This is a genomic window from Amycolatopsis sp. NPDC051758 (genome assembly GCF_044453095.1).
Taxonomy (GTDB): domain Bacteria; phylum Actinomycetota; class Actinomycetes; order Mycobacteriales; family Pseudonocardiaceae; genus Amycolatopsis.
The window spans coordinates 49,480-61,976 of record NZ_JBITCJ010000022.1 but is presented as its reverse complement, the minus strand read 5'-3'; the positions used below and the strand labels follow the sequence as shown (position 1 = coordinate 61,976).

Genomic DNA, 12,497 nt, shown 5'->3' with positions numbered 1-12,497 from the left:
CACCCCAGATCACCACAGCCTTATATGGTACATCGGTATCATATACACGTGTACCATAACAGGTGATGTGGGATTGAAGGGAGTGCGGTGTGCCGAGGACCGTGGATCACGCCGAGCGTCGCGCGCAGATCGCCGAGGCCCTGGTCCGGGTCGCAGGGCGAGATGGCCTGCACGCGGTGACGATGCGCGCGGTGGCCGCGGAGGCGGGGATCTCGCTGCGGCTGGTGCAGTACTACTTCGAGACCAAGGCCCAGCTGCTGCTGGGCGCACTGCGGCATCTTGAGCAGCAGAGCCACCAACGGTGGGCGCAACGGTTATCCGAACTGCCGGACCCGGTTTCGCCGCGGGCGTTCATCGAAGCGTTCCTCGCCGAGGCCCTGCCCACCGATGAGCGAAGCCGCGTGTTCCACCTGGTCGGCACCTCGTACGCGGTATTGGCGATGACAGATCCCGACCTCGCCGAGGAACCCTTCATCGCCGGGGTGGACGACCTGGATCGGCAGCTCACCGACGCGCTGACGCGCGCCCAGGCAAGCGGGAAACTGCGGCCGGACCTGGATGTGCCGACCGAGGCCGCGCGCCTGCTCGCGCTCAGCCATGGCCTGGGCACCAGCGTGCTGATCGGCCAGCGCAGCACGGAGACCGCCCGCTCCGTGCTGCGCTATCACCTCGACCAGCTGTTCAGCAGGCTCTAGTGTCCTGAGTTCTTAATTCGTGTGCAGTAGCGTGCGATGGAGTCGAGGATCTGGTCTGCGGTCTTGGTCCAGACGTAGGGCTGGGGGTCGTCGTTCCAGGTCTTGATCCATGCGCGGATGTCGCGGTTGAGGGCGCGGGTGCTGGTGTGGCTCGCGCGTTGGATTTTCTTGGTTGTCAGCTCGGAGAACCAGCGTTCGACGAGGTTGAGCCAGGAGCTCGAGGTCGGGGTGAAGTGCACGGTGAAGCGCGGGTGTGCGGCCAGCCAGCGCTTGATCGCCGGGGTCTTGTGGGTGGAGACGTTGTCCATCACCAGATGCACCGCCAGGTCGGCGGGCACTTCTGTGTCGATGGCGCTCAGGAATTTCTTGAACTCGATCGCGCGGTGCCGTGCGTGCAGCCGGCCGATGACCTTGCCGGTGGTGATGTCCAGCGCGGCGTACAAACTGGAGGTGCCGTGCCTGACGTAGTCGTGCGTGGCGCGCTGGGGTGTGCCGGGCAGCATCGGAAGGATCGGCGCGGTGCGGTTCAGTGCCTGGATCTGAGACTTCTCGTCCACGCACAGCACCACGGCCCGCTCGGGTGGTGCGAGGTAGAGCCCGACCACGTCTTTGACCTTGTCCACGAACAATGGATCCTTGGACAGCTTCCACGCTTCACGCCGATGCGGCTGCAGGCCGAACGCGTTCCAGATCCGTGTCACCGCGGTCTGGGTCAGCCCGGACTCCGCGGCCATCGACCGGGTGGACCAGTGCGTGGCATTAGCGGGCACGGATTCCAGCGTCTTGGTGATCACCGCCTCCACCTGTTCATCGGTGATCGTGCGCGGGCGCCCAGGACGTGGCTCGTCGAGCAGCCCGTCCAGCCGATCGACCACGAACCGGGACCGCCACTTCGCGACCATCGCGCGCCCGATCCCCAACTCGGCGGCGACCTCGCTGTTCGAGCCGCCCTCGGCGCACCGCAACACAATCCGAGACCGCAACGCCAACGCCTGGGCCGTCTTCCGCCGCCGCACCCAGTCCCGCAACGTCTGCGCCTCATCGCCGGACAAGGTCAACTCGGGCAGCTTCGGATTCGGCATGCCGCACCCTACAGCTGCACTCGAATTAACGACTCAGGACACTAGTGACTGCCGGTGAGTTCGCCGGAGAGATTGCCGTGCATGCGGGCGCTGTGCTTGTTGAGCCCGATGATCTCCACTGCCTTACCGCGCGCTTCGTATTTGGTGGTGATGGCGTCCAGCGCGGCGACAGTGGAGGCGTCCCAGATGTGGGCGTCGGTGAGGTCGATGACCACCGTGTCCGGGTCGTTCGCGTAGTCGAACTGGTAGACGAGGTCGTTACTGGAGGCGAAGAACAGTTCTCCGGTCACGGCGTAGACGACCTGGGTCCCGTCCGGGTCGGTGACCGCGGTGACCTCGACCAGATGCGCGACCCGGCGGGCGAAGATGACCATCGCGGTGATCGTTCCGACGACCACGCCGATGGCGAGATTGTCGGTGGCTACGACGACGGCGACGGTGACGACCATGACAGTGATCTCACCGATGGGCATCCGCTTCAACGTGGCCGGGGAGACGCTGTGCCAGTCGAAGGTGCCGAACGCGACCAGCACCATGACCGCGACCAGCGCCGCCATCGGGATCTCGGAGACCACCGGGCCGAACACCAGGCACAGGACCATGAGGAAGGCCCCGGCCAGGAACGTCGAGAGCCGGGTGCGGGCACCGGCGGTCTTGACGTTGATCATGGTCTGGCCGATCATCGCGCAGCCGCCCATGCCACCGAAGAATCCAGTGACCACGTTCGCAACGCCCTGCCCGATCGCTTCGCGGGTCTTGTTCGAGTGGGTGTCGGTGATGTCGTCGACCAGCTTCGCGGTCATCAGCGACTCCATCAGCCCGACCAGCGCAAAGGCCAGTGCGTAGGGGGCCAGGAGCGCGAGCGTGTCGAAGGTGAACGGCACATCCGGCAGGCCCGGCACGGGCAATGAGGACGGCAGGGCGCCCTTGTCACCGACCGTGGGGACCGCGATCCCGGCGGCCACCGTCAGCACGGTGAGGGCAACGATGGACACCAGCGGTGCGGGAATCACCTTGGTGAGCTTGGGGAACAAGATCATGAGCGCGAGCCCGCCGGCGAACAGCGGATACACCGGCCACGGCACATCGATCAGCTCGGGCACCTGTGCCATGAAGATCAGGATGGCCAGGGCGTTGACGAAGCCGACCATGACGCTGCGCGGCACGAACCGCATCAGCTTGGCAACGCCGAGGGAGCCCAGCACGATCTGGAACAAACCGCCCAGGATGACCGCGGCGATGAGGTAGCTCAGACCGTGCTCGCGGGCGAGCGGGGCGACCACGAGCGCGATGGCCCCGGTGGCCGCGGAGATCATCGCCGGACGTCCGCCGACGACCGAGATCACCACCGCCATGGTGAACGAGGCGAACAGCCCGATGCTGGGGTCCACCCCGGCGATGATGGAGAACGAAATCGCCTCCGGGATCAGCGCCAGCGCGACCACCAGGCCGGCCAGGATCTCCGTGCGGGCCACCTTCGGCGACAGCCACGACGGCCTGGTCAACCGAGCACGGAGCAACGACAACGACGAGGATGGGGGCACGCGACAACCTGACGTGTTCGGGCGCCGAACTGTTCCCGGCGCAGAGTGGGCCACGGCACGCCGGCGCGCAGGCAGCCTGCTACCCGCCGATGCCGTGAGGAGGACTGGAGGTCAAAGGGCGGCACTGCCCCTGGGCGGCGGCACGGTCGACTGCCGCCTCGAACGGCGCCCGCGACTCCGCCTGGAGCGTCGGGCATCGCCGCAACTCAACCCTTACGTTAGAGCAGAGTTGTTTGATGTGCGTCTCCGCCACCGCGAAGTGAGGTCGGGATCACGATCATGACTGGCCCAGGCGTGGCAGAGCGGTTCAGGGAGATTGCGGCAGGGCTGAGTCGGTCTGCCGTGGGTGGGTGGTGAGCTGGGTGCGCAGCAGAGTGGCGAACTCCTCGGCGACCCGCAGCTTGGCCCGCAGCTCCTCACATGCCTGTTCGGCCGTGGCGCTGTACTGCCTCAGCCGGGCGGCCGGGTCGTCCAGCGGTGCGTCGTCGGGCAGTGGGTCGAGGATGGCCAGCAGGTCGCGCATCTCCTCCAGCTGGAACCCGAGTGGTTTCATGCGCTTGATCAGCAGCAGCCGCCCCACATCGGGTTCGATGTAGAGGCGGAAGCCGCCCTGGCTGCGCGCGCTGGGCACGACCAGGCCGACTTCCTCGTAATAACGGATGGTGCGCAGCGACAGCCCGGTGCGCTCAGCCACCTCACCGATCTGCATCTGCTCGCCCACGCCGCGTCCCTTTCGTCGATGACACCCCACCGTACTGACGTGGACCGCCGGTCCAGGCGCCGAGGCTGTCGTTACGTGGTGTCCCGAGAGCCTCCCACCTCGGCCTCCTGCTGGAGTCCGGCGTGGTCCGCTGTGGCGTCGATCTCGGCTTCCGCGCCGATCCGCCGGGCGAGTACGACTGCCAGCAGGATCGCCGATACTGCGCCGGCCACCAGGAAACCGGTGGTGGTCGAGGTAGCCTCGATCAGAGGCCCGAACAGTAGCGGGGACAGGAACTGGCCGGCGAAGATCGCGGTGCCCGACAGCGAGGCAGCACGGCTGCGGTACTCGGCACCGGCCGCCTGGTCGACCAGGACGGTGGCCACTGGGAACAGGATTCCGTTGCCGATGCCGAACAGGGCGGGCGCCAGCAGCAGGACCACCGGCTGGGTGACGGTGGCGTAGATCAGGAACCCGGCCAGCGAGGTGGTCAGGGCGGTGCGCAGCAGCGCAGCGTAGCTCAGCCGTGCCCGCAGCCGGCTGTAGACCAAGCCGACCAGGCTGGTGGTGATCGCCGCGCCCACCACCGCGTAGAGCGACACCAGCACCGGCGCCCGGATCCCGATCTGGGCCAGCCGCTGCGGCAGGAAAATGGCCAGCACGTACATCTGCACCGCGATCACGATCCACAAGCCGTACCAGCCCAGCAGCGTCGGCCGCCGGCGCAGCATCCCGGCCACCCCGGCGGCCTGGGCATCCTGTGGCCGCTTAGGCGTGTCCGGCAGCGACCACACCGCCAGCAGTGCGAGCGGGAGGCCGACGAGGTAGACGGCGAACGTGGCGTGCCAGGTCAGCCCGCCGAGCACCCCGCCTAGCAAGGGCCAGACCAGGCCGCCCACGCTGGTCGCCGTCGAGCGCCAGCCCATCACCCGGTCGCGCTCCGCTCCCCGGTAGAAGGCGAGCATGGCCACAGTGGTGCCGGTGAACACTGCCGCCGCACCGACCCCGAACACCAGCCGGCTGACGATCAGCACCGGGTAGGACGTGGCAACCAGCCCGGCGCCACCGCCGAGCGCGTAGACGACCAGTCCACCGATCATCGGACGCCGGACACCCCACCGGTCGATAGCCCGCCCGAACATCGGGCTCGACACCGCGATGGCCAGCCCATGCGCGGTCAGGATGAACCCGCCCAGGGTGCCGCTCACCCCCAGATCGCCCCGGATGAGTTCGAGCACCGGCACGATCACCGCGCCACCCATCACCCCCAGCGTCGACGCGGCCAACAGGACCAGCAGCACGGCCCGGCCACCCGTGTGCCCACGCGCGTTCAGCTCCATCTCCACCCCCAATTCAAAAGCGCCACTCAGTGGCAGAGTAGTTCCAGTGGCGTTTGCTGTCGAGGGGCAATAGGTGCGCAGGGGCGTTAGACTGGGTGTATGACGACGTCGACGCCCACACCGGCTGAGCGGGCCCTGCCGCTGCGGGAGCGCAAAAAGCTGCGCACACGCAGGGCACTGGCCGACGCCGCACTGCGACTGTTCCTCGAACGAGGCTTTCAGGAGACGACCCTCGACGAGCTGGTCGACGCCGTGGAAGTCTCTAAGCGCACGTTCTTCCGCATGTACGAGTCCAAAGAGGACGTCGCCATGGCCGCCGAGCTGGAGCTGTGGGACGCCTATGTCGCCGAGGTCGCCGGCTGCGAACTCCACGGCCCGGTACTCGACTTCCTGCGCGAAACCCTCGTTGCGGCGATCACCGGCCTCGGCGACGACTGGGACCGGCGGTTCCTCGCCACCCGCGGCCTCATCGCCCGCACCCCGGCGCTGTGGGACCGCAGCCTGCTGCGATCGATCACCGTCCAATCCAGGCTGGTCAACGAACTGGAAACCAAACTCGGCATCGACAGCCGCGACGACGTGCGACTGCGCCTGCTGGGCGAGGTATCCCTGGCCGCTTGGCGCTGCGCCGCCAAGAACTGGATTTCCGGCCGCGGCTACGACGGTCCGCACGGACCCCGCGAGAAGCTCGGACGTTGGAAAGGGCCTGGCGGAAGCACCGAGTTGATCCACCGAGTCGAAGAAGCCTTCCACGCGATCCCCGACAGCCTGACCCTCACCGCAACCTGATCCATCAGCGTGAACGCGGTGAGCAACCACGCGACGCACTGTCGGTCTGGTCCGGGACGGACGTCCGGTCAGGCGGTAATGCGGTTCACGAGTCGTCCGGCGCCAGCGCCGAGGCTCTGTGGTCACGGGCGGCCGACAGGTTGCGGATGCTGCCCGCGCCGGCCACCGCGGTCCGAAGCCGGGTGATCTCGTCGTGCTGTGCGGCCAGCTGTGAGAGCGCTTGGGTGCGAAACGCGGTCAGGTCGGCGTTGTCCTGTTCTTTGGTCGCCAACCGTTCTTTGAGCTGGCGGACTTGTTCTTTCAACCGGTCGATCTGGGCGTCTCGCGGGTCGGCGATGACACCGGCCTCGCGGAGCTGATCGCGGCGGCGCTCGAACTCCTCTTTCAGGTGGAGATAGGTGGTGTAGAGCGCGGCGCGGGTGACCCCGCTGGTGTTCGCGAGGGTTTTGACGTCGCATTTGCCGCCGGGCGGGATCTCCCCGCGCAGCAGCCGGTCCATCGCGGCCCGGATCGTCGCTTCCTTCTGCGCGCGGGTGTGGTCGTTGAGTCGCCCCACAGTCAGTTCGCCTTCTCGTCGGCGTCCGCCGGAGCGCTCGCGGCGTCGATGCCCTCCAGGACTCGGTGCGCGCGGTCCAGCTGCGCTTCCAGCCGAGCGCGCTCGGTCTTTCGGGCGCGACCGAGGTTGCCGAGGAATACCGTCGTGTTTTGCACTGCCTGTTCCCACACGGGCCGGTGGCGGGGATGGTGTGTGGCTTGCGGACATCGGGCCGAATCGCACATCCCGATCAGCGGCCGGTCCGCGGTCGGTGTTCCGGCCAGCCGCAGGCACAGCGCCTTGCCAGGGTCGGTGAACCAGCAGTAGTTCGCCACGCCGAGATGCAGTGTCTTGGCGCGCTTGGCCAGCATCCGACGGAGCTCCTGATCGTTGAGGATGATCTTCGGTGCCGCGCGTTGCTCGTCGATGAGCTTGCCGTCGACGGCGTCGAAGAACTCGATCAGCTCCTGGGCGTGCGGTCCCGAGGGGCGGACACCGCGCTGGTAGTTGTCGATCTCGTCGATAATCAGCCCGAGGTTGCGTTTCTGTTCCTCGGCACCAACTTCGGCCAGGAACTTCGCCTGGGCGCCGCCGGGCCGACCGGCGTAGCCCTCGGTGGTGACCACGCTGATGTGCTTCAGCGCGACCTTCGCCGCCAGCAGCCCACCCGGCCGGTAGGCCAACTCGATCGCGAGGGTGCGGCGCAGCATCCGCAACTCCACCGGTGCCTCGGGGATTGGCGCGAGCCCGAGCCGCTGGCCGGCCGGGCTGTTCACCCACTTCCGGAACGTCCCGTAGGTGTTCTTGAAGACGGTCCGGCCGAACAGCAAGGTGCCGGGCTCGGGGTCGCCGTCCAGCAGCTGCTCGGCGAGCGCGATGGCCCGATGAACCTCACCGACGACCACCCATTCGTCCGCCTCACCGCCGTGACCACGGTGTTTGATGACCTTCCCCGCCAACCGGTAGCGGACCAGGCCGGGTGCCTTGCGCTCCGGCGTCAGCCGGCAGCCCAAGGCCAGCTCGAACAGTTCGCTGGAGCGCATACCCGTCGCGGCGGCAACCACCAGCAGGCATGCCGTGCGCACGACATCGGGCAGGACGCGGGCGTGGCGCTCAGACAACGGCAGTGTCCACGGCACCTCACCCTGGCCGTCGGCCCGCGCGACGAGCATCGCGTTGCGGCCGATCGGCTCGTCGATCCCCACCTGGGCCACGGCGCGTTCCAGCGCGGGCCGCAGGACCGCCAGCCATTCGCCGCGGAAGTGACCGAAGCCCGCCTCGGCGGCGACGTCGCGCAGCGAGATCCCCCACAGTGGATCGGACTCGTCGACGGCGTACCTGGTGATCGGCTCGATGCGCGATGGAACACGGTTGAACGGCCGACCCTCGGCCACACGCCGGTTGATGGCCTCCAGCAGCACGCCCCAGCCCGGACTGCGTGGCGCGGACAGCCGGCTGACGTGTTCTCGCTCCGCCTTGACACGGCGTGTCAGTGACACCACCTGCGGGCCGAGGGTGTCCACGACGTAGAGGGCCGCCGCCAGCATCGGTTGAAGGGTCTCGGCCGGCACCGGCGGCGTGCTGTTCTCGCCCGGTGTCTTCAGGCCGGCGACGGCAACGGCCGCCCGGCCACCGAAGGGGCGGAAACCCACTGGGTAGCGGTCGGTGGTGAACAGATCGCGATACTGGGCAAGGCCGCTGACAACCTGGGCGGCGCCGTTGACCGCACCGCGTTTCTCGACGATCGCGCCGTTCTTGTCGCGGCCGATGCGGCGCTCGGCGATGTAGGACTCGCAGAGGTGATCGGTGACCTGCCCCAGCTCGGTCACCTTGTGGTCGGTCAGCCAGTTCAGCCAGCGGATCAACTCGTAGTGCTTGTTGACACACGCGGGGACCGTGCGGGCGACGCGGAACGCGTTCGGCAACTCGCGCACCGCCTCGTGAGTGGGAACCATCAGCGCGACCAGGTACTCCTTGGCGACGATCCTCCACAGTGGATTGCGGATCGCGGCGAGGTTCCAGCGTTTGTGCGACGCGGCCATGTAGGCGGCCAGGTCGGTGACCGGGTTGAAGTCCCAGACGTCCTGGTCGAAGTTCGGTCCTGTCGCGCCGGGCGCGACGGTGATACCAATCTCCCGGCACAGATCCAGGCCCGCGAACGGGGACCGGCCGATGCTCGCGGCGGCGGTGGCAGGTGAAGTCATGGGGTGGTGCGTTCCTCCGGGAGCAGGGGCAGTTCAGTGTCGGTGTCCGCGACGTCGCGGGCCGCCCGGACCAGCAGCGCCGGGTCACGGTCGCGGAAGGCTGCGAGGATGGCGTCGATCCGCTGCGCGTACGGACCGAACAGCACCATGAACTGCGTGGAGGGCAGGTGCTGCCACTGGCGGGCGAAGAACGCCTGTATCCGCAACAGGTTCACCGCGTGCCGGGGCGTGAAGATCGCCAACGGGCAGAGCAGACACACCCACGGCCGGGCTGGGCACGGCTTGCCGACCGGCCCGTACAGCCCGGACAGCTGATCGGCGCACGCGGCGACGAACACGTCCCGGTTCGCGGTGGTGACCAACTCGGTGACCGTCGCGTCGTCCACCCCCATCGCGTGGATCGCGTCCGGGAACCGCTGTGCGAACTCGGCGGTGGCCTCGGTGCTCAACACGATGGGAGGTTGCGCCTTGCGTAGCAGGTCTGCCTGGCTGTTCTCGATGATCGTCGCGACCGCGTCGCGCTGCGCTGGTGTGGTCGCGGTGAGGTAGTTGTCCCCTTCGATCGTGGGCGTGTGGTTGGGGTCCACGGTGGACCGGTTGCTGCCGAACCAGGATTTGCGATCCCGCAAGGACATGAAGGTGGTGCGGATGCGTCGCCGGTCAATCCGCAGCGGGCTGCCGTCGTCAGCGACCAGCGCGAGACCTGCCGCGGCCACCGCCGGATGGCTGCGGCTCACCCACTCCGCGACCTGACCGGCGGTGAATGGAACCGTGACGACATCGCCGTAACGTCCGGGCACGTACCGGGTCCAAAGCGTCCCGCGTGCCTGCGGCGCAGCCATGCGCCGGGTCAGTGAGGAGTGCTCCAGCCACTGCTCCAGCAGCCGTACGGACCGGCGGTTGAGGGTCACGCTCTCCTGGCTGGTGCGACCCTTGAGATAGCCCAGCAGGATGGTGGCATCACCAGCCCAATCCAGATCCTCGACGCCGAGTGCCTCGATGCCGTCGGGGACGATCCCGATGGAGGTCCCCAGCAGCAGGCGATACGCCAGCGCGACGTTCGTGTCGACGAACAACGCCGCGCACGCCTTGGGCAGCAGCTCGATACACGCCTTGCCTACCGCGGAGCCGTACTGCCGGTCGAACGCGGTCCATGTCACCGGCCCCTGGAGGCGCAGCAGCCAGCAGAGATTGTCGAACGACCAGCCATGCGTACGAGGATCACGGCCCCGTTCGGCCGCGGCCAGCGCCGCGCGATGCTCCGTGAACGTGGTGCGGATGATCACGCGGCACACCTGCTGCAGCCGCTGCCACTCGCCCTCGGTGTAGGGCACCGAGGGGTGCTTGTCCCGGCGGCGCTGCGGGTTGAAATGACGCCCGCCGACCAGCGCACGCACCTCCGGGGTGAGCACCGACGTTTCTCGGTCCAGCGCGGCCACCATACGGCGGGTCTTGTACTCGCGGGCATTGCCCGCGCCCATCCAGTACTCCGCCAGCCTCGCACGGGACAACTCGCCAGCCCCGCCAACGTGGCCACGTTCAGCCAGCTCGGCCACGAACCGGCGAATCGAGGTCACATACTGCTGGAAGGTCTTCAGCTCGTCGATCGGCCCGTGTGGATGGACCAGGTTGACCAAGCCGACCAGCATCTCCCGAGCCAGCTGCGGATTGCAGCTCTCCCCGACGTACACGGTTGCCGTGACCCGACGTGCGGTGGACACGAACTCGATGCCCAACGGATCGTCAATCAGTTCCGCGGGCATCAGATGGCTTCCTCAAACTCGTCCTGGAACTCGGTGTCGGCTTCGCGTTCGGCCGCGGCGATCTCCGCGAGCCCGTGCTCCTGGCCGGCCCTGTCGTAGGCAGCGCGGTAGATCCGGGTCATATCCAGCCGACGCAGATACGCTTCCGTGGTCAGCACCGACGAATGGCCTAGCAGATCCCGCAGCACCATCAACGGGTCCGCTTTGGACAGATACAAGGCCAGCGCGGCGTCCGCGTCGGTGTCCTTGACCAGCTTGGCCGATTGGGCGTAGTAGCCCTCGACCAACATCTCCAGCGTCCGAATCGCGAACGAATGCCGGAGCCGGTGCGGGTTGACCGTGGGAAACCGAGGCTCGAACCGGTCCCGGATGCGATCCGACGCCCGTTCGAACACCGTCGCCCACGCGGTGAACGGACCGCCATCGCCGCGCACAGCGACCAGCATCGATCCGCTGTCCGCAGCGACCAAGCACAGACGTTCGGAAGGGCTCAGAGCCGCCCAACGTACCCGCTTGCCATTCACCCGGCCCCCGACCGAGTCAACCTCGGTAACCAGCAACGGCTCACCAGCCTTCACCGGTGGCCGCCACGTCGATCCCTCGACCGAGAGCGGACGAGTCAGATCGAGATAGTGATGTACCTCGACCAGAGCCTGGTAGCTGATCCATGTCGTGCGGTACTTACGTCCCTTGGTCACCCCCGCCGGTACTGGGAACGGAATCGGCAAAGCCGACGGCTTCGGCGGCAATAAGGGGATCTCCGGCACGAGCAAGTACGTGAACTCCTGGCGACGCAGCCCTGTCGCAAGCGCTAGGCGACCGATCGCCGCATTACGCGCGAGCTCCCGCCCGCGATAGCCGGTGTCCTCCTCGCCATCCGGCGTCAAACCCGCCAGCGCCTTGAGAAACAGCGCGGCGAAGTCCTGCTCCAAGTACTTGATCGTCACGTGCGCCTTGGGGCGGCGTCGGACGGCCAGGTTTACCTGGCGTTCCCGGACCTGATCGCCGTAGATGGTCCTGGCCTGCGTGTAGGTGAAGGGGACAGCCTGGGCGTGGCCTTCGTCGACCGCCCACCGGTAGAACGAGGACAGGACGCTGACGTGCCGGTCCCAGGTCGTTACCTCGAACCGAGCCTCGGCCGGGCCGCACGCCCGGTGCACCGCGTAGGCACTCAGCGCGTCCTTGAGCGGGCGCCGCTCGTCGAACAGGATCACGTCGAAGTCGGCGATGAAATCCATCCACGACCGCAGGACCCGAGCGTACGACTCCCACGAGGACGGTGCCGGGCAACCGCTCGACGGCAACTCACGCAGCCACCGATTGACCACCGTCGCTGGCCGCGGGCCGGATGCATCCTCAAACGCCAGATCGTCGTCAACGAGGACGGGCATGCCGTCCGGGATGATCGGCCGCCGCTGGATATCCCAGGACTCCCAGCCACCGGACGAGAAGAAGATCAACTCCATGTCTCGTACATACATTCGAGACAGGCAGGAGTGCAACACAGTTTCCCCTGGCAGCCGCTGGTGAGTCGCCCTATCGAGACACGGCAGCAAAGCGGAGAGAAGGCAGAACGTGCACGCGGACTTGTGCCAAGTCACCCCGAATTCGGCCAGCAGCCGGGCGGAGCACGCGGCGCGGGTCCAGCCCCAGTCGATCAGCGGGTGTGCCGGCGTGCGGGTGGTGGTGGTGGTGGCGTAGACCAGGTCGCGCTGGGCGCGCTTTGTCTCCTCCGCCGAGTAGCCGATCACATGCTCGAATGGGCGGCCGCGCAGGTTCTGACTGATCCACTGATCGAGCACCCAGCCCTCGAAGCGCAGGGAGCGTCCAGGGGCCACGGCGGTG

10 protein-coding genes are annotated in these 12,497 nt (G+C 67.5%); 2 read left to right on the top strand and 8 right to left on the bottom strand.

Features of this window, described 5'->3' with window-relative positions:
- Positions 1-89: 89 nt before the first annotated feature.
- Complete coding sequence (locus ACIA5G_RS51320) at positions 90-695, top strand: TetR/AcrR family transcriptional regulator (protein WP_395937415.1); 606 nt, start codon at positions 90-92, stop codon at positions 693-695.
- Here ACIA5G_RS51320 and ACIA5G_RS51315 read toward each other — a convergent pair.
- The 4 genes from ACIA5G_RS51315 to ACIA5G_RS51300 all read right to left on the bottom strand — a co-directional run bounded on the left by ACIA5G_RS51315 (position 692) and on the right by ACIA5G_RS51300 (position 5,361).
- Positions 692-1,777 carry an IS630 family transposase gene (locus ACIA5G_RS51315; protein ID WP_395937413.1) on the bottom strand — a complete coding sequence of 362 codons (1,086 nt, stop codon included), beginning with the start codon at positions 1,775-1,777 and terminating at the stop codon, positions 692-694. The genes ACIA5G_RS51320 and ACIA5G_RS51315 overlap by 4 nt on opposite strands.
- Positions 1,778-1,818: 41 nt before the next feature.
- Positions 1,819-3,282, bottom strand: a complete 1,464-nt coding sequence (locus tag ACIA5G_RS51310; RefSeq protein ID WP_395937411.1) for a SulP family inorganic anion transporter — start codon at positions 3,280-3,282, stop codon at positions 1,819-1,821.
- A gap of 346 nt (positions 3,283-3,628) precedes the next feature.
- Complete coding sequence (locus ACIA5G_RS51305; protein ID WP_395937409.1) at positions 3,629-4,042, bottom strand: MerR family transcriptional regulator; 414 nt, start codon at positions 4,040-4,042, stop codon at positions 3,629-3,631.
- 71 nt (positions 4,043-4,113) lie between these two features.
- Positions 4,114-5,361: an MFS transporter gene (locus tag ACIA5G_RS51300; RefSeq protein ID WP_395937407.1), complete on the bottom strand. Its 1,248-nt coding sequence runs from the start codon at positions 5,359-5,361 to the stop codon at positions 4,114-4,116.
- A gap of 99 nt (positions 5,362-5,460) precedes the next feature.
- Here ACIA5G_RS51300 and ACIA5G_RS51295 point away from each other — a divergent pair, with 99 nt between their 5' ends.
- Positions 5,461-6,150 (top strand): TetR family transcriptional regulator, encoded by a 690-nt coding sequence (locus tag ACIA5G_RS51295; RefSeq protein WP_395937405.1) that lies wholly within the window; start codon positions 5,461-5,463, stop codon positions 6,148-6,150.
- A gap of 85 nt (positions 6,151-6,235) precedes the next feature.
- Here the strand turns inward: ACIA5G_RS51295 and ACIA5G_RS51290 are convergent, their stop codons facing one another.
- From ACIA5G_RS51290 to ACIA5G_RS51275, 4 genes are all read right to left on the bottom strand, one after another.
- Positions 6,236-6,649, bottom strand: a complete 414-nt coding sequence (locus ACIA5G_RS51290) for a hypothetical protein (RefSeq protein ID WP_395937403.1) — start codon at positions 6,647-6,649, stop codon at positions 6,236-6,238.
- 59 nt (positions 6,650-6,708) lie between these two features.
- Complete coding sequence (locus ACIA5G_RS51285) at positions 6,709-8,727, bottom strand: hypothetical protein (RefSeq protein ID WP_395937401.1); 2,019 nt, start codon at positions 8,725-8,727, stop codon at positions 6,709-6,711.
- Positions 8,728-8,885: 158 nt separating this feature from the next.
- On the bottom strand, positions 8,886-10,652 hold the full coding sequence (locus tag ACIA5G_RS51280) for a hypothetical protein (RefSeq protein WP_395937399.1): 1,767 nt from the start codon (positions 10,650-10,652) through the stop codon (positions 8,886-8,888).
- The gene (locus ACIA5G_RS51275; RefSeq protein WP_395937397.1) at positions 10,652-12,454 is read right to left on the bottom strand and encodes a tyrosine-type recombinase/integrase; all 1,803 of its coding nucleotides are present in this window, start codon (positions 12,452-12,454) and stop codon (positions 10,652-10,654) included. The genes ACIA5G_RS51280 and ACIA5G_RS51275 overlap by 1 nt, the downstream gene beginning before the upstream one ends.
- Positions 12,455-12,497: the final 43 nt, after the last annotated feature.

What these genes read in the sequence shown, in the direction of transcription:
- ACIA5G_RS51315 (WP_395937413.1), bottom strand. Translation starts at nt 1,777, where the DNA reads ATGCCGAATCCGAAGCTGCCCGAGTTGACCTTGTCCGGCGATGAGGCG.
- ACIA5G_RS51300 (WP_395937407.1), bottom strand. Translation starts at nt 5,361, where the DNA reads ATGGAGCTGAACGCGCGTGGGCACACGGGTGGCCGGGCCGTGCTGCTG.
- ACIA5G_RS51295 (WP_395937405.1), top strand. Translation starts at nt 5,461, where the DNA reads ATGACGACGTCGACGCCCACACCGGCTGAGCGGGCCCTGCCGCTGCGG.
- ACIA5G_RS51290 (WP_395937403.1), bottom strand. Translation starts at nt 6,649, where the DNA reads ATGGACCGGCTGCTGCGCGGGGAGATCCCGCCCGGCGGCAAATGCGAC.
- ACIA5G_RS51285 (WP_395937401.1), bottom strand. Translation starts at nt 8,727, where the DNA reads ATGGCCGCGTCGCACAAACGCTGGAACCTCGCCGCGATCCGCAATCCA.
- ACIA5G_RS51280 (WP_395937399.1), bottom strand. Translation starts at nt 10,652, where the DNA reads ATGCCCGCGGAACTGATTGACGATCCGTTGGGCATCGAGTTCGTGTCC.